General features: G+C 58.9%; 16 protein-coding genes. 10 read left to right on the forward strand and 6 right to left on the reverse strand.

Annotated features, from left to right (window positions below; all coding sequences use genetic code 11):
- Positions 1–4: 4 nt before the first annotated feature.
- From RHIBUN_RS0100700 to modC, 4 genes are all read left to right on the forward strand, one after another.
- The gene (locus RHIBUN_RS0100700; protein ID WP_245271618.1) at positions 5–598 is read left to right on the forward strand and encodes a nicotinate-nucleotide adenylyltransferase; all 594 of its coding nucleotides are present in this window, start codon (positions 5–7) and stop codon (positions 596–598) included.
- Positions 599–1068: 470 nt separating this feature from the next.
- On the forward strand, positions 1069–1854 hold the full coding sequence (gene modA, locus RHIBUN_RS0100705; RefSeq protein ID WP_025658008.1) for a molybdate ABC transporter substrate-binding protein: 786 nt from the start codon (positions 1069–1071) through the stop codon (positions 1852–1854).
- 74 nt (positions 1855–1928) lie between these two features.
- Positions 1929–2630 (forward strand): molybdate ABC transporter permease subunit, encoded by a 702-nt coding sequence (gene modB, locus RHIBUN_RS0100710; protein ID WP_025658009.1) that lies wholly within the window; start codon positions 1929–1931, stop codon positions 2628–2630.
- Entirely contained in the window at positions 2627–3694 is a 1068-nt protein-coding gene (gene modC, locus RHIBUN_RS0100715) for a molybdenum ABC transporter ATP-binding protein (RefSeq protein ID WP_025658010.1), read from the forward strand. The genes modB and modC overlap by 4 nt, the downstream gene beginning before the upstream one ends.
- Here the strand turns inward: modC and RHIBUN_RS0100720 are convergent, their stop codons facing one another.
- Positions 3695–4066: a winged helix-turn-helix domain-containing protein gene (locus RHIBUN_RS0100720; RefSeq protein WP_018855944.1), complete on the reverse strand. Its 372-nt coding sequence runs from the start codon at positions 4064–4066 to the stop codon at positions 3695–3697.
- Between the two features lie 204 nt (positions 4067–4270).
- Between RHIBUN_RS0100720 and rsfS the strand changes: the two genes are divergently transcribed.
- The 6 genes from rsfS to RHIBUN_RS0100750 all read left to right on the forward strand — a co-directional run bounded on the left by rsfS (position 4271) and on the right by RHIBUN_RS0100750 (position 10021).
- A complete protein-coding gene (gene rsfS / locus RHIBUN_RS0100725; RefSeq protein ID WP_018855943.1) occupies positions 4271–4714 on the forward strand; it encodes a ribosome silencing factor in 444 nt (147 codons plus the stop codon).
- Positions 4715–4823: 109 nt separating this feature from the next.
- Complete coding sequence (gene rlmH, locus RHIBUN_RS0100730) at positions 4824–5306, forward strand: 23S rRNA (pseudouridine(1915)-N(3))-methyltransferase RlmH (RefSeq protein ID WP_025658011.1); 483 nt, start codon at positions 4824–4826, stop codon at positions 5304–5306.
- A 119-nt stretch (positions 5307–5425) separates the two neighbouring features.
- On the forward strand, positions 5426–6874 hold the full coding sequence (locus RHIBUN_RS0100735) for a murein hydrolase activator EnvC (protein ID WP_025658012.1): 1449 nt from the start codon (positions 5426–5428) through the stop codon (positions 6872–6874).
- Positions 6864–8186: a S41 family peptidase gene (locus RHIBUN_RS0100740; protein ID WP_025658013.1), complete on the forward strand. Its 1323-nt coding sequence runs from the start codon at positions 6864–6866 to the stop codon at positions 8184–8186. The genes RHIBUN_RS0100735 and RHIBUN_RS0100740 overlap by 11 nt, the downstream gene beginning before the upstream one ends.
- An 81-nt stretch (positions 8187–8267) precedes the next feature.
- Complete coding sequence (locus tag RHIBUN_RS0100745) at positions 8268–9473, forward strand: divergent polysaccharide deacetylase family protein (protein ID WP_025658014.1); 1206 nt, start codon at positions 8268–8270, stop codon at positions 9471–9473.
- 14 nt (positions 9474–9487) lie between these two features.
- The gene (locus RHIBUN_RS0100750; protein WP_025658015.1) at positions 9488–10021 is read left to right on the forward strand and encodes an RNA pyrophosphohydrolase; all 534 of its coding nucleotides are present in this window, start codon (positions 9488–9490) and stop codon (positions 10019–10021) included.
- Between the two features lie 36 nt (positions 10022–10057).
- Here RHIBUN_RS0100750 and bfr read toward each other — a convergent pair whose 3' ends face one another.
- The 5 genes from bfr to RHIBUN_RS37170 all read right to left on the reverse strand — a co-directional run bounded on the left by bfr (position 10058) and on the right by RHIBUN_RS37170 (position 16834).
- Positions 10058–10543: a bacterioferritin gene (gene bfr, locus RHIBUN_RS0100755; RefSeq protein WP_007528518.1), complete on the reverse strand. Its 486-nt coding sequence runs from the start codon at positions 10541–10543 to the stop codon at positions 10058–10060.
- Complete coding sequence (locus RHIBUN_RS0100760; protein ID WP_084659594.1) at positions 10509–10922, reverse strand: (2Fe-2S)-binding protein; 414 nt, start codon at positions 10920–10922, stop codon at positions 10509–10511. Before RHIBUN_RS0100760 ends, bfr begins: the two co-directional genes overlap by 35 nt.
- A gap of 68 nt (positions 10923–10990) precedes the next feature.
- Positions 10991–14422: an error-prone DNA polymerase gene (locus RHIBUN_RS0100765; RefSeq protein ID WP_037214639.1), complete on the reverse strand. Its 3432-nt coding sequence runs from the start codon at positions 14420–14422 to the stop codon at positions 10991–10993.
- Entirely contained in the window at positions 14422–15975 is a 1554-nt protein-coding gene (locus RHIBUN_RS0100770; RefSeq protein WP_280949559.1) for a DNA polymerase Y family protein, read from the reverse strand. The genes RHIBUN_RS0100765 and RHIBUN_RS0100770 overlap by 1 nt, the downstream gene beginning before the upstream one ends.
- Positions 15887–16834, reverse strand: a complete 948-nt coding sequence (locus RHIBUN_RS37170; RefSeq protein WP_025658019.1) for a hypothetical protein — start codon at positions 16832–16834, stop codon at positions 15887–15889. Before RHIBUN_RS37170 ends, RHIBUN_RS0100770 begins: the two co-directional genes overlap by 89 nt.
- Between the last annotated feature and the right edge of the window lie 104 nt (positions 16835–16938).

Here is a 16938-nt window from a genome sequence, read left to right on the forward strand (position 1 = left end):
TCGGATGCCGCATAGCGAGCGGGGCATGGTGGTCGGTCTTTTCGGCGGTTCCTTCAATCCGCCGCATGACGGGCATGCGCTGGTTGCAGAAATCGCGATCAAGCGGCTTGGCCTCGACCAGCTTTGGTGGATGGTCACGCCCGGGAATCCGCTGAAGGATCGGCGGCACCTGCTGCCGCTTGCCGAGCGCATCGCTCTGAGCGAGCGGCTTGCCCGACATCCCTCGATCAAGGTCACGGCGTTCGAACGCGATTTCGCGACGAGCTTCACGGCAAACACGCTGGCGCGCGTCAAGGCGCGCAACCCGCATGTCCATTTCATCTGGATCATGGGGGCCGACAGCCTGAAGACTTTCCATCAGTGGCAACGCTGGCAGGATATCGTCAACACATTTCCGATTGCCGTGATCGACCGCCCGGGCTCCACGCTGTCGTTCCTGTCATCGAAAGTGGCGAGGACGTTCGATTTTGCCCGCGTTGACGAAGATGATTCCCGCGCGCTCTGGAAGCGCCAGGCACCAGCCTGGACGTTCATACACGGTCCGCGCTCCAGTCATAGCTCGACGGCTATCCGCGCTACGAACGGCACCGTAAAATAGTTCGACTTTTCAGGGAAGACGTACAAATGAAAAGCCCGACGGGGGAGGAGATCCGTCGGGCTTCGTAAACTCGATCGACAACTGGGAGGAGGAGTGTTGTCGATCCTATCCAACGGCTTTGGGAGGAGGAGATCGCCGTTCGATGAGTGCGTTGTACCATAGTCCCCGGATTCTTGAAGCGGGTCCATTGCATTGCAGCAATGCGCTACAAGCATGGCCGTAGCCATAAGCCTCCTCGTTTTTGCCCAATTCTTTGGCATCCGAGACGATTTTCGTCGAGATTTCAAACTTTTGTCGGTTCCCCCCCTAAATTCTCGCCGTTTTGGGAACTAGGATCTCAGCAGTCATGCGCATCACGAATGTGTGAAGTCTGAGACGCGCAGACGGTTATGCTTGTCAAAATATAGCGCTAGCCAAGTCGCAAGCGACGTTATATTTCTACAGATATTTCCAAAGCTTCGGGAGAGATCATGCACAGTCGTCGCCAATGGATGAAGTTTGCCGTCACAGCCATTTCGGCTGTCTTCTTAGGCGTTGCCGCAACGCCAGCCGCCGCTGCGGAAAAGGTCAGCGTTTTTGCAGCGGCCAGCCTGAAGAACGCCCTTGATGCAGCGAATGCCGCGTGGGCGAAGGAAGCCGGCAAGGAGGCTGTCGCCTCGTATGCTGCAAGCTCCGCGCTTGCAAAGCAGATTGAAGGCGGCGCACCCGCCGACATCTTCGTCTCCGCCGACCTGGACTGGATGGACTATCTTGCCAAGAAGAATCTGATCAAGGCCGACAGCCGGTCCAATCTTTTGGGTAACCGAATTGTACTTGTCGCAACCAAGGACCACGCCAAGCCGGTCGAGATCAAAAAGGGTTTCGATCTCGCCACTCTGCTCGGTGATGGCAAGCTTGCCATGGGTGAGGTGAAGTCGGTTCCGGCCGGCAAGTACGGCAAGGCTGCGCTTGAAGCGCTTGGCGTCTGGCCCTCGGTTGAGGCGAAGGTTGCCGGTGCTGAAAGTGTTCGTGCAGCACTGGCGTTGGTATCGCGCGGCGAGGCGCCCTATGGCGTTGTCTACCAGACCGACGCCTCCGCGGATCCGGGCGTTGCCGTTGTCGGCACCTTCCCGGCGGATTCGCATCCTCCGATCATTTATCCGGTCGCCGTTCTTTCCGAGAGCAAGAACCCGGATGCCGCGGCATACCTCGACTTCCTGAAATCGGAAAAGGCGGCTCATTTCTTTACCGAGCAAGGCTTCACCATCTTGAAATGATTGCGAATTCTCGCACGAAGGCATAGCGTGAGAAGGCCCGTCGATACGGGCCTTCTATTTTTGGAGAGAATGGCTTGGACGCACTCGGCCTGAGCGATGATGAATGGACGGCAATCTTGCTCAGCCTGCGCGTGTCGGTGGTGGCGATGCTGGCCAGCCTGCCATTCGGCATCGGCGTTGCCCTGCTGCTGGCGCGGGGCCGGTTTTGGGGTAAGTCGATTCTGAATGGTGTCGTCCATCTGCCGCTGATCCTGCCGCCTGTTGTCACGGGCTTCATTTTGCTGATCCTTTTCGGGCGGCGCGGGCCGATCGGCAGCTTTCTCGATTACTATTTCGGCATCGTGTTTTCGTTTCGCTGGACAGGTGCCGCGCTCGCGTGCGGGGTCATGGCTTTTCCGTTGATGGTGCGCAGCATCCGGCTCTCGATCGAAGCGGTCGATCGAAAGCTGGAGGAGGCAGCCGGCACCTTGGGAGCCAGCCCATTCTGGGTTTTCATGACGATAACATTGCCACTTACCCTGCCTGGCATCATAGCAGGAATGATCCTTTCCTTTGCGAAGGCAATGGGGGAGTTCGGAGCGACGATTACCTTCGTTTCCAACATCCCGGGGGAAACGCAGACACTTTCAGCGGCGATCTATTCCTTTACGCAGGTCCCGGGCGGTGATGCCGGCGCCCTGCGGTTGACGCTCGTCGCTATCGTGATTTCGATGGCCGCCTTGCTTGCCTCGGAATTGCTGTCGCGCATCGTCGGCCGGAGGATTGATCCGGAATGACGCTTGTCGTGAAAGCAAAACAGCGGCTTGGCGCATTCGCGCTCGATGCCACCTTTACCTCGGGGCGCGGGATCACCGCGCTTTTCGGCCGTTCCGGTTCTGGTAAGACGTCGATGATCCGCATCATTGCCGGGTTGGCGCGGCCCGACGCGGGCCAGGTCGTCCTCGACGGCGAAGTCCTGACAGATACCGAGCGGCGGATCTTTGTCGCCAAGCATCGACGGAGGTTCGGTTATGTCTTTCAGGAGGCGCGGCTGTTCCCGCACCTCAGTGTCGGTCACAACCTGTCCTATGGCCGGTGGTTTGCCAGAGCCACCAGTTCGGCAGAGGGATTGGATCAAATTGTTTCGTTGCTGGGCATCGAAAGCCTGCTCGAGCGCAGACCGGAAAAGCTCTCCGGTGGCGAGAAGCAGCGCGTTGCCATTGGGCGAGCCCTGCTTTCGGCTCCCCGTCTGCTGTTGATGGATGAGCCGCTGGCGGCGTTGGATGAGGCGCGAAAAGCCGAGGTCATGCCCTATCTTGAGCGCCTGCGCGACGAGATGGACATTCCGATCGTCTATGTGAGTCATTCGATCGCCGAAGTAGCACGCCTCGCCAATCAGGTCGTCGTCATGCGTGATGGACAGGTGGAGGCCGTTGGCTCGGCCGTGGATGTGTTAAGCCATCCGCCGGCCTCATTCGAGCGGCGCGATGCGGGGGCTCTTCTTGAAGGGATGGTGGAGAGCCTCGACGTGCAGCACCGCATAGCGACAATTGCCCTGAAATCAGCTCGGCTTCACGTCCCGGGAGCGATGCTAAACCTCGGCAAGCCCGTTCGCGTCCGAATTCCGTCTCGCGACGTGATGCTGGCAATGAAAAAGCCGGAAGCCCTGAGCGCGCTCAACGTGCTTGAAGGTACCGTTCAGAACATGTCGCAGGCAGACGACGCCACCATTGACGTTCTCGTCGATTGCGGTGGGGACGCCATTCTTTCCCGGATCACAAGCTTCTCGGCAGAGCGGCTGGGCGTGCGGATAGGGTCGCCTGTTTTTGCCGTGATAAAGACCGTCGCCCTTGAACCATGATCAGCGATTGCTTTCAGGCGATCGGTTGGCCTCCAGCCATGCCAGCTCTTCAGCGAGAGTCGTTTTCATCATCTGCTCCATCTTGCGAAAGCGGGCGAGGAGCTCATCGCCGAACGGCGTCAGCGCCGCGCCTCCACCTTTTGGGCCGCCGCGCTGGGACTCGACCACGGGCTCGCGAAACATCCGGTTCATATCGCTGACAAGCAACCAGGCGCGACGATAGGACATGTCCATCGCCCTGCCTGCCGCGGAAATCGATCCCGTTTCCCTGATATGTTCGAGCAGTTCCATCTTGCCGCGCCCGAGGCGGTCTTCATGAGGAAAACTGATGCGGAGTATCGGAGTGAGCGTATCAACGGCGGGGCTTTTCATCGGCAAGTCTTCTATAGTCGAAAACGATCTTACTTTACGTGTGGTTGCAAGGACTGTACACAGCCGGGCCACATTCGGTCTTTCATCCACAGATGATCTATCGCGTCAAATGGTCGTTCACGCTTTGTGATTGTGCGCGTCTTGAAACGTTAATGGTTTGGTGCCTATCTTAACTATGATTTGGTCACCAAATCAGTGATGTGCATGTTTTGTCATTCCGAGAAAGGGAAAGCACTGACAACAGTACACGCCAAGGGAAAAACGCTTGCCGTTGTCCCGAAGAGCCCGGAACGTGGCGCCGATGCTGCCGCCCGCGCCCTGCACGCCGTCCTCACTAGCCTTGAGGACTCTAAGGCTGAAGATATCGTCACCATCGACATTGCTGGAAAATCGGCACTGGGAGACTTCATGGTCGTCGTCTCCGGGCGCTCGAGCAGGCATGTCATGGCGATCTCGGACCACCTGCTGTCTGATCTCAAAGACGAGGGCCTTGGAAGCGCCCGCGTCGAGGGTCAGGAAGGCGGCGATTGGATCCTGATCGACACCGGCGATGTCATCGTCCATGTCTTTCGTCCAGAAATACGCGAGTTCTACAACATCGAAAAGATGTGGGCCGCGCCCGATATGGACGAGGAAACGGTGCACTAACAGGCTGCTGGACGCTGTGTCCGCGGCCTGATAGACGGCATTTATTGGCCGGACGAATCCGGCTGGCGGCAGGTGTGTGCCGCCGGTTGCCGAACTGCGGGAGCGGATGATGCGTGTTGGTCTTTTTGCGGTGGGGCGGCTGAAGTCCGGCCCCGAGAAGGATCTTGCGGCCCGCTATTTCGATCGCTTTGCCAAGGCCGGTCCTGCGGTCGGCCTCGAATTCTCCCGCGTGGCCGAAGTGGCTGAAAGTCGTGCGTCGAATGCCGATACGCGCAAGCGCGATGAAGCGGCGATGCTGCAGAAGTCGTTGTCCGAGGGGAGTGTTCTCATCCTGTTGGACGAGCGCGGCAAGGCGCTGGACAGTGAAGGCTTTGCCAATCTCCTTGGAAACTATCGCGACCAGGGCAAGCGCGACCTGATGATTGCCATCGGCGGTGCCGATGGCCTCGATCCGTTGCTATACGACGTTGCCGATGCAACCCTCTGTCTCGGCAAGATGACTTGGCCGCATCAGTTGGTTCGCACGCTCATCGCCGAGCAGCTTTATCGAGCCGTCACGATCCTTTCCGGCCATCCCTATCATCGCGTCTGATGGGTTCCGTTGCTCACGCGAGCGTGTCCGTCCCGGAACGCACAGACACTCAATCGATCTGGCAAAGAATGTCAAATCAGCTTAATCTTCGCGCGATTTGAAGGGATTTCGAAGCTCGTATGCCGACACGCGCGTTCAAGCCAAAATACGTCATTCTGTTGGCTGCAGGCTTGAGCGTGTCTGTGGTGGCAGTTGCGAACCGCCCCTTCGCCACGGGCGCCTTCGCGCAGGATGCGCCGGAAGCTGCGCGGATGTCGTTGCCCGAGGCGCCTGCCCTGGCAAATGCAACGGTTGCCCAGCCGCCGCCCGATCCGGCGGCCAACCTTGCGGCGAAGCGAGACGAGACGCGCGCCGAGCTTGAAGCCCTGTCGAAGACGATCAGCCTCTCCTCCGATAAGGTTGCTGAGCTTCAGAAGAGCATCGCGGATCTGGACAAGAGCACCAGCAGCGTTCGCCAAGCGCTGATCGATTCCGCGGCGCGGCGCAAATCGCTCGAGAAGCAGATCCTGGAGAGCGAGAAGAAACTGGCCGATCTCGGCGTAAAGGAAGACGCGGTCCGCCGGTCATTGCATGAACGGCGTGGCTTGCTGGCCGAGGTGCTGGGTGCCTTGCAGCGGATGGGCCGCAATCCGCCGCCGGCCCTCCTTGTGACACCTGACGACGCGCTCGCATCGGTTCGCAGCGCAATCCTGCTCGGCGCGGTGGTTCCCGGTATCCGAAAGGAAACTGACAAGCTCGTCGCCGATCTTGCCAATCTGTCTGCGTTGCAAACGGCAAGCGCTGCGGAGAAAGCGGCACTCACGACGACGATGACCAATAGTATCGAGGAAGAGCGCCGGATGGATTTGCTTCTCGCTGAAAACGAGAAGCTGAGCCGCAGCAGCGCGGCGGAACTGGATGTGGAGAAGAAGCGGTCGGAGGATCTTGCCAGCAAGGCAACAAGCCTCGAGGGGCTGGTGGCATCGATGGAAACCGAGATCGCATCGGTTCGCGACGCCGCCTCCGCGGCCCGCCAGGCCGAGGAAAACCGCAAGCTCTTGACCGAGGAGCAACGCGCCCAGGCCAAAGCCCTCGCGGAGAGCGGCGTGCCTGATAAAAACCGCATTGCCCCCGCATATCCCTTCGGAGAATTGAAGGCGAAGCTGGAATTGCCTGTGGCAGGCGATATCCTCCGCCAGTTCGGCGACGCCGACGGAACCGGCCACGAGGCGATGGGAATGACGCTTGCCACCAATCCGGAAACGGTGGTTACCGCTCCCGCAGATGGGCTTGTCGTTTACGCGGGTGCTTTTCGCAGCTACGGCCAGATGATCATCCTCGATGCCGGCAACGGATACCACCTCGTCCTCTCCGGAATGGAGACGATCAGCACGCGCCAGGGGAAGTTCGTTTTCTCCGGCGAGCCACTTGCAGCCATGGGCGCAAAAAGAGTGGCAAGCGCGACAGCATTGGCGCTGGAAACCAACCGTCCGACGCTTTACATTGAATTTCGAAAAGATGGAAAACCGGTCGATTCCCGGCCTTGGTGGACCGCTAAAGACACTGGAAAGGCACGCAATGATTCGTAGGGCTTCTCTTGTTCTGGTCGGCGCATTGATGGGTGCGACCGCGATGAGCGTCATCTATTCGGCAGGCGTGCCTGCGGAAGCAGCCGGAGCCTCCACCTACAAGGAGCTTTCCGTTTTTGGTGACGTTTTTGAGCGTGTGCGCGCGCAGTATGTGACGCCGCCGGCCGAGGACAAACTCATCGAAAATGCCATCAACGGCATGCTATCCTCGCTGGATCCGCATTCGAGCTACATGAATGCCAAGGATGCGGCTGACATGCAGACCCAGACGAAGGGCGAATTTGGCGGCCTCGGCATTGAGGTCACCATGGAAGATGAACTCGTCAAAGTCATCACGCCGATCGACGACACGCCGGCGGCAAAGGCTGGCGTTCTTGCTGGTGACTACATTTCCGAGATCGACGGTCAGTCCGTTCGCGGCCTGAAGCTGGAAGATGCGGTCGAAAAGATGCGTGGCCCGGTTAACACGCCGATCAAGCTGACGCTGATCCGCAAGGGTGCCGACAAGCCTATAGAGCTGACGATCGTTCGCGACGTTGTGGCTGTGCAGGCCGTGAAGTCGCGCGTTGAGGATGATGTCGGCTATCTGCGCGTCATCTCCTTCACGGAGAAGACCTACCCCGATCTCGAAAAGGCGATCGAGAAGATCAAGAAGACGGTTCCGGCTGACAAGCTGAAGGGCTACGTCCTCGATCTTCGTCTGAACCCGGGGGGTCTGCTCGACCAGGCGATCCAGGTGTCGGATGCGCTGCTGCAGCGTGGCGAAGTGGTTTCCACCCGCGGCCGCAATCCCGATGAGACCCGCCGCTTCAACGCTGGTCCGGGCGACCTGACGGACGGCAAGCCGGTAATCGTCCTGATCAACGGCGGTTCGGCATCTGCTTCGGAAATCGTTGCCGGCGCGTTGCAGGACCTGCGTCGTGCTACCGTTCTCGGAACGCGCTCGTTCGGCAAGGGCTCGGTTCAAACGATCATCCCGCTCGGTGAAAACGGCGCGCTGCGACTGACGACGGCGCTCTACTACACGCCGTCGGGCCGCTCGATCCAAGGCACTGGCATCACGCCGGATATCAAGGTCGAAGAGCCGCTGCCGGACGATCTGAAGGGCAAGATGACCACCGAAGGCGAGTCCAGCCTGCGTGGGCACATCAAGGGCCAGAGCGAGACGGACGAAGGCTCCGGTTCGGTTGCCTATGTTCCGCCGGATCCGAAGGACGACGTTCAGCTCAACTACGCGCTTGACCTGCTTCGCGGCAAGAAGACGGACCCGTCCTTCCCGCCCAATCCGGACAAGGCCGTTAGCGCCAAGTGATTGCAATTTGAGGCGTCAGGCCGGATGGTGTATCCGGCCTGACGCCTTTTTGCTGTCCTGATTCTGAAGCGGAAACGAAGTTTGAATACCGATCTGCACGCACCACTGGGACAGGGCCGCAAGGTTAAGCGGCAGTGGCCGGGAATTCTTCGGACGGGTCGTGTCGTCGCCGGGATCTGCCTCGTTCTGATCGGGGTTTCGTCGCTCTATACGGCATTCCGTGGAGATGGGCTGAAGCGCGAGAAGCCGCCAGTTCAAGACCAGGCGGCTGTGCCGCCATCCGATACCAATCAAAACCAGGTACCGTCGCAATCTTCGTCCGCTGCGGTTCCAAATGGTATGGTGCCATCTGATCCCCGATCGGGTGCCAATGTGGAGCAGATGGTCACGGGCGATGGATCGGTCGTCACGAAATACTCCCCGAGACAACGCGACGGAAATGGCCCAGTGCTGGTTGATGCCTCGCAGGTCGGGCAGGATCCACGAATGGCAGCGTTGCCGAACGATGCGCTTCTGGAAAATACGCCGTTGGGGCGGCTCCCGATCGTCGGGCCGGACGGACGTCGCCCGATGGACCAGTATGCGCGGCCATGGTCGGGTGCGCACGGAACACGCATCGCGATCGTTGTGAGCGGACTAGGGTTAAGCCAGACAGGCACGCAGCGGGCGATCCAGCAATTGCCGGAGGAGGTCACCTTCGCTTTTGCCGCCAGTGGCAACAGCCTGCAGCGTTGGATGCAGGAAGCGCGCCGCGCAGGCCACGAAATCCTGTTGCAGGTTCCGTTTGAACCTTTTGATTACCCGGCAAACGATCCCGGGCCGGACACGCTGCTGACGTCGACGTCGGCTGCGAAGAATATTGAAAGCCTGCACCGGGCAATGGGCGAGATCATCAACTATACGGGCATCATGAATTATCAGGGCGGGCGCTTCCTTTCCGACCCCAACGCCATGGAGCCGGTGATGCGGGATATCGGAAAGCGCGGGTTGCTGTTTCTTGACGACGGAACGTCGGCCCAGTCCAAAACCGCGGCAGTCGCAAAGGGAACGGAGGCGCCCTACGCCTTTGCTGATGTGCAGTTGGACAAGCAGCTTGATGTGAACGCCATCATCCAGAAGCTCGACGAGCTTGAACGCGTCGCAAAGCGCAATGGTCAGGCAATCGGTGTTGCCGCCGCCTTCGATGAGAGTATTGATGCCATCGCGCAATGGACGCAGGAGGCCGCGATGCGCGGCATTGAGATCGTCGGTGTCGCTGCGCTGACCAACGACCCGAAGAGACCCTGAAATAGAGAGAGCTGATGAGCAAGCTGATCGTCGACACCGAAGACCTGCCGTATCGCCCCTGCGTCGGCGTTATGATCCTCAACCGCGAGGGCCTCGTATGGGCGGGGCGACGGATTCCCGAAGAGAACTCCGAATATGATGGATCGCCGCAGCTTTGGCAGATGCCGCAGGGCGGCATCGACAAGGGCGAGGATCCGCTGGATGCCGCCTATCGGGAACTTTACGAGGAAACGGGTATTCGCACGGTGACGCTGCTTGCGGAAGCCAGGAACTGGATCAACTACGATTTGCCACCCCAATTGGTGGGCATTGGGCTAAAGGGAAAATTCCGCGGTCAGACGCAGCGCTGGTTTGCCTTCCGTTTCGATGGAGATGAGAAGGAGATCGCAATCAATCCGCCGCCCGGCGGCCATGCGGCGGAATTCGATGCATGGGATTGGAAGCCGATGGAAAGCCTGCCCGGTCTCATCGTGCCCTTCAAGCGGGCGGTCTATGAGCAGGTGGTCGACGAGTTCAGGCACTTGGCTGGCCTAAGCGCCGCAGAGTGAATGGCCGGCGGCCAGGGCTGCCGGTCATGTCAATCGCTATTCGGCCTCGTTGGCGGAGTCGGCATTGAGCTGGCCGTACTTCGATTCGCCGATCTTGCCGAGCAGCTCCAGCTGTGTTTCGAGGAAGTCGATGTGACCTTCCTCGTCTGCCAGGAGCTCCTCGAAAAGCTTCATCGAGACGTAGTCCCCGGCCTCATGACAGATGTCGCGTGATTTCTTGTAGGCCGTGCGGGCATCGTATTCGCCGGCGAGGTCGGCTTCCAGAACTTCCTTGACGTTCTGGCCGATCCGAAGCGGGGCAAGAGTCTGAAGGTTGGGATGACCTTCGAGGAAGATGATGCGCGCGACCAGACGATCGGCATGATGCATCTCCTCGATGGATTCTGCCCGTTCCTTCTTGGCGAGCTTGGTGTAGCCCCAATCTTCAAGAAGTCGGTAATGGACCCAATATTGGTTGACGGCGCCGAGCTCGAGAAAGAGGGCCTCGTTAAGCCGCTCGATGACTTTTTTGTCGCCTTTCAATGTCCGCTCTCCTGGTTTCTTCATGGAATTCTCTGAGGCGGGACATGAAATCAAATATTTCGGCTTCCGTCGAGTGGTGACGGGCGTGATATTCCTCGGTCGTCTGGATGATGATGTCGACCACGTTCGGGAAGCAGCCACAGCAGCGGCCTCGTTTCCCCATGGCGTGGTATACCTTTGCAGGCACGATAAGCTGCCAACAATCCTCATCGAGAAGTTCGTTGATGACTTCCCGGATTTCGTGATCGGTTATGTAGTTGCAGCTGCAGACAAGCACGGCGTCATTCCAAACATGACATTCACTATCCCCTTTTCTGCAAAAGAAGATGATAGGTGTCAAGAAAAAATCGACTCGCGGAATAGGCCATTCGTCGCACATTGTGGGACTGTCGAAGGTACTCTCCGCTACATTGCAAACCCTCAAATCCGGCGTTCTGATGCACGTTCTCAATGGAAATTGCGGCCCTTTGGCATGATCGGAGCTGTTTCCCGTGCTCCATGACTGCCGGAGATGAGGCTCTTCTCCATCACGGCGTTCTCAACTGAGTTTGCGAGTTTCCTTTGACGCGGATCCATCGTCGGATTGAGCGCTTGATCCGAACGATCGCTAACGCCAAAACGACGGGCTTCCTTCTGCAGGATGCCGAGCGCGGGGGTCATATCCTCGATATGATCGACGACGGTGTGGATCACGCCGCTCTGGCTCTGAAGCCTGCCATGGATCTTCACGAGTCGTGCTCCCATGACGATCGGGCGATATTTCTCGAAGACCTTTTGCCAGACAATGGCATTGGCAACGCCCGTTTCGTCTTCCAGTGTCATGAAGATGACGCCCTTGGCGGAGCCCGGGCGCTGACGCACCAAAACCAGGCCGGCGATCGTCACCCTTCTGCCGTTCGGGACGGTGAGAAGATCGACACTCCGCACGACGCCGGCTTTGCGGAATTCGTCGCGGAGGAACGAGACCGGATGACCTTTCAGGGAAAGCGAGAGGTAGCGATAGTCCTCGATGACTTGTTCGCCAGGCAGCATTTCCGGCAGCCGCGTCTCAGGCTCGACCTGCAAGTCGATGTGGCTCACCTGGTCGAACAGAGGAAGCTTTTCGGCAGCGCTCTTCGCATCGAGCGCCCGCACCGCCCAGAGCGCTTCCCGCCGCGACAGTTTTATGGAACGAAAGGCATCCGCATCAGCAAGCCGCTCTATATCCGCTTTCTGCAGGCCTGAGCGTAGCCAGAGATCGCGAATGGAAGAATAGCCCCTGCCTCTGTTGGCGACGAGTTGTTCCATACTCGCTTCCGAAAGGCCCTTTATCTGCCGGAAGCCAAGCCGAACGGCTCGCTTTGTCTTGATGACATCCCGCATGCTGGCATGCCGGAAATCGACTGAACGCTTGTTAAATTCTGCCTCCTCAAGCAAGCAATCCCAGTTCGATTCATTGATGTCGACGGGCCGGATATCAACCCCATGCTCCCTTGCATCCCTGACGAGCTGCGCGGGGGCATAAAAACCCATTGGCTGCGAATTCAGCATCGCAGCACAGAAGACATCCGGATAGTAGGCTTTCACCCAGGAAGAGGCATATACCAGTAGTGCGAACGAGGCCGCGTGGCTTTCCGGGAAGCCGTATTCGCCAAAACCCTTGATCTGGTTGAAGCATTGGAGGGCAAAGTCGCGGGGATAATCCTTCGCGACCATGCCTTCAATGAACCGCGTTTCGAAATTGCCGATGGTGCCTGTTCGTTTGAAGGTCGCCATGGCGCGTCTGAGCTGATCCGCTTCGGATGGTTTAAAACCTGCAGCCGTGATGGCGATCTGCATGGCCTGTTCCTGAAACAGCGGTACGCCGAGTGTTCGTTTGAGAACTTCCTTAAGTTCCGGGCTCGGATATGTCGTTGGGATACCGCGTGCCTTTTCCTCCCGGCGTTTCAGGTATGGGTGAACCATGTTTCCCTGAATGGGGCCTGGCCTGACGATGGCGACCTCAATGACGAGATCATAGAACCTTTGGGGCTTCAGACGCGGCAGCATACTCATCTGCGCTCGGCTCTCGATCTGAAAGACGCCAAGCGTGTCGGCCCGGCACATCATCGCATAGACGGGCTCCTCATCCTCATGCTTATCGTTGCCGAGATCGGCGAGGGTCTTCTTCACGTCGTAATGCAGGAGAAGCAGATCGAATGCCCGCTTCAGGGCGGTCAACATTCCGAGCGCCAGGATATCGACCTTGAGGATCTTCAGATTGTCGAGATCATCCTTGTCCCATTCGACCATGTAGCGTCCGGGCATTGCCGTCTTCATGATCGGAACGACTTCATCCAGCCTGTCCCTGGTGATGACGAACCCCCCGACATGCTGGGTGAGATGGCGGGGAAAACCGAGAAGCTCGGATGCATATTTCAGCACGTTTTTGGTCATGGGATCGAAAATGTCGAGCCCGGCCGCCTTTGCTTCCCGTTCGGATAGCTTCTCTTCCGACCAGCCCCAGACCAAGCTGCCGATCGCGGACTGGACATCTTCTGAGAGACCGAAGGCATTGGAAACCTCACGTCCGGCGGACCGGGTGCGATAAGTGGTCACCCCTGCGGTGAGACCCGCATGCTCCTTGCCGTATTTCTCATAGATATGCTGGATGACCTCTTCGCGCCTCTCATGCTCGAAATCGACATCGATATCCGGCGGTTCGTCGCGGTCCATCGACAGGAAGCGGTCGAAAAGCAGGGTGCTTTTCTCGGGATTCACCTCGGTTATCTCAAGGCAGTAGCAAATGACGGAATTTGCCGCGGAGCCGCGACCCTGACAGAGGATTTTTTTCTCATGCCTGGCGTACTGGATGATCCTGTGGACCGTCAGGAAGTATGGTTCATATTGCTTACGACGAACGAGATCCAACTCGTATTCGATGTTATTCTGAACTTTCTCAGGCACGCCGTTGGGGAAGCGCTTTGCTGCACCTGAATTGGTAAGGCGTTCCAGTGTTTCATAGGGTGTTTCCCCCTCGTCATTCTCGGAGGGATAGTTGTGCTCCAGTTCGTCGAGCGAAAAGAAAAGGCTTTCAAAGAACTTCCCTGTGTTTGTTACGGCGTGCGCATAGTCTCTGAAGAGGCGCAGAATTTCGTTGCCACTCTTGAGATAGCGTTCGGCATTCGGAGCCAGGAGAAAGCCAGCCTCGGGAATGGGAATATGCTCCCGGATCGAGGTAACGATATCGGCGAGGGGGCGGCGGGCCGTATCGTGGTAGAGTGGCTGGTTGGTGGCGATCAGCGGGATGCGGCTACGGTCAGCTAGCATGGAGATGGTCGCAAACATGCGCCTATCGCGGCCGTCATAGGCGGGAGCGAGCGCCATGTGGATGTTTTTCCGGAAGCGTTTTCTGAAGCGCTCCAGACAGGCTTCGAACGCGGCGTGATTGTTATCGTCGGCAATGGACGGGTGCGGAATGATTGCAAGCATCATGTCGTCGCCCCATTCCATCAGATCTGCTTCCGACAGAATGCACTTACCCTTCTCGGCTCTCAGGTTTCCAGCGCTCAGCAACCGGCAAAGATGCGCCCAGCCCTGGCGATCTCGGGGGTAGGCAAGAATGTCAGGCGTTCCATCCGCAAAGACGAGGCGGGCTCCCGGCTGGAAACGGATCGGGTCGGGAATGATGTCCTTCTTCTCGCGCTCCTCCAGAAGCCCGGCTTTCATTCGTTCGAACTTCTTCCGGATCGCCTCTGCCTGGGCATGGGCCCGGACGACACCTGCAACTGAGTTGCGGTCGGCAATGCCAAGGCCTCCAAGCTTCATAACGGCAGCCTGAACGACCATTTCCTCGGGCTTGGAGGCGCCCTCCAGAAACGAGAAATTGGTCTTGGCGCCGATTTCGAAGAAGGCGGACATCAGGCAATGACCCCGTGCATGAACCAACTCTGCGTTGTGTCACGCTCATAATGACCCTGGCGATAGATCCAGAAGCGGCGCCCCTTATCGTCTTCGATCCGGAAATAGTCCCGATCCCCAGCATCCTTTCCATCTACGCCATCGAGCCACCATTCCATTGCCAGCCGCTCCGGGCCCTCGCTCTTCAAGACACGGTGCTGCATGCGCCGCCAGTGAAAGCTCGCTGGTGCGCCATCAGGGATTTCGATGGCAAAGGCATCCATCGGCTCCGCTTTCCGCAATAGCCGGATGGGCCGTTCGCTCCTGGCTGGTGGCAGATGCCCCTCCCGGGTTTTCGGGGCGGACAGATGTTCGATTGCCGGCACTTTAGTGTAGGCTCTTTCCGGTATGTGGCTCTCCCGCAATTGGAAGGTTTGCAGGCAGTCTTCTCCGAGGCGAGCTGAAACCCGATCCACGAAGGCAGCAAGAGACGCGTCCTTCTGCTGGCGGTGTTCGAAGTCTCCCTGTGACGTCACGAAATCTTCGTGCAGGAGTACGTTGAGACGAAGGATCTCGAATCCGTAACCCGCATCGAAATCGTCGTGAATTGCCTGCAGGCGTTCGGCAAAGAGGGCGGCAATGCGCTTGGGCTCCCGCAAGGGCTGCGCGGTCCCGGCAGAAATGCGAAAAACCTTGCCGTCGACACGGAACAGGACCAACTCGAAGATACGGCCGCCGACACCGCGGGCTTCCAGCGAGGGCTTCAGGGAGACGGCAACCTGACCCGTGAGTGCGAGGATATCGTCTTCGGCTCCGATCGGCTCAATCAGGCGACGTTCGACCGAGAGGCTTGCGACCGGCAGGCGTGGAGAGACCGGCTCTTCATCGGTCCCAAGCGCCTGATCGAGCCTCAAGAGCACAGCTCCCCCAAAGCGGCGGGCGAGGGGGGCGCGGGGCGCGGTCAGCAAATCGCCGACATATTTGAGGCCCATCTTGTCCAGGCCCCCTATGGTTTCGTCCTCGAGACGCAGGGCCGCGACGGGCAGGGGAGCCAACGCCTGTTCTGCCTCCCCATGCTCGATGATGCCGCCTTGGCCAAAACGGCTGATGGCCCAGGACAATCCAGGCGAGGAAGAGATGGCGCCGCGGGCGTCAATTCCCATCTGGAAGAGCCGTGCGAGAATATCCTTGAGAAGGGGCGTCTCACCGCCAAACAGATGGGCGCACCCGGTAATGTCAAGGAACAAGCCATCGACGCCGTCGAGAGCAACAAGCGGGGTATAGCGATCGCACCAGTCGGCGATCGCTTCCAGGAAGCGCCGGTTGGCGGCTGGGTCGTCCTCGATCACATCAAGCGTGGGGTAGATGGCGCGGGCTTCGGCGACACCCATATGCTTTCGGAGATTGAGTGTTTCGGCAGCCTCGTCCAGTGCCGTCAGCCGCATCGTATTGTTGAGGCGGCTGGAACAGACGATCGGTGCGGCTTCAGGACGTCCGTGCGAACGCCAGGAGAGCCCCCATTTCTTTCTTGCGATCCGGTCGGTTGGAAGGTGCGGAAAGTGGAGTGCCAGAATGCGTTGCGCGTTCGTCTGGAAGGCGAGGGTTGGCTGATTGGGAGACGGCGAAAAAACGGCGGTCATGGGGGTTCCACTCCAGTAGAAAGGAGAGGGGAGCCGGGTTGCGGCTCTTCTCCAGGGTGAGATGAAAAACCGGATTGCCGATGCTACCGCCCAGCATCGTGCCATCCGGCAAGGGGCGCGCCTGTGCCGGCGCGGGTGCTGCAAGGAAGCGGAAATAAGCGCTGCTGGCTTCTTCCTCTCCAGCCTGCCGCAACAGGAAAAGCGGGCGTTTCGATGCTTTCGCCCGCAAGCTCAAACGACGGCTCTCCGTCAGGCCGAAGGGCTTTGGGTTGCCGCGGATCTCCAGAACCGTCGCAGGAAAAACGCCGCTTTCGACTGCAGATTCCGCAAGCCAGAGAGCGTCTTCAAGCTTGCGCGGACTGGCATAGAAGAACTGGTCCGGCTTCAGACCGAAATCTCGTAACCCTACGGCGTAGGGGACGCCTGCTTCCATCGTGGAAACCATGTCCGCGATCCACAGGATCGGTAGCGGCGCACTGTGGCTCTCCTCGACTTGACGCTGCAGCATGGCGGCAAGCGCCAGCACAAAGCCGCTGCCGGCACCGGCCTCCCGCAAGAGGTCGGTGCGAGCCTCGGTGATCCCGTCGAGCGGCAAGCCGCCATCGATCGCCTCGTCGAGTGCGGGTATTCCAAGAGGAAAACGCGGGCCGCTGTCGTTCTTGGCGGCGAGGCGTTTGTCGGCCAAGGCTTCGCTTTGCGCGGCCGCCAAGGCCGGCGCGGGCTTCCCTTCAAGCTTTGCAATGGTTTCGCGGAGCGCAAAAAGCCGCTCGCGCGTCACGGCCGACTGTGCCATGACGTACTCCAAGTCTCATATGTTCCTGTTATGTTCTTATGGATTCCAGAGGCGGGCGAAAGAGTCAACAGGCATTTGATGTGAATTTATTCCTGCCTTTGATT

The organism is Rhizobium sp. IBUN, from assembly GCF_000510625.1.
Taxonomy (GTDB): Bacteria; Pseudomonadota; Alphaproteobacteria; order Rhizobiales; family Rhizobiaceae; genus Rhizobium; species Rhizobium altiplani.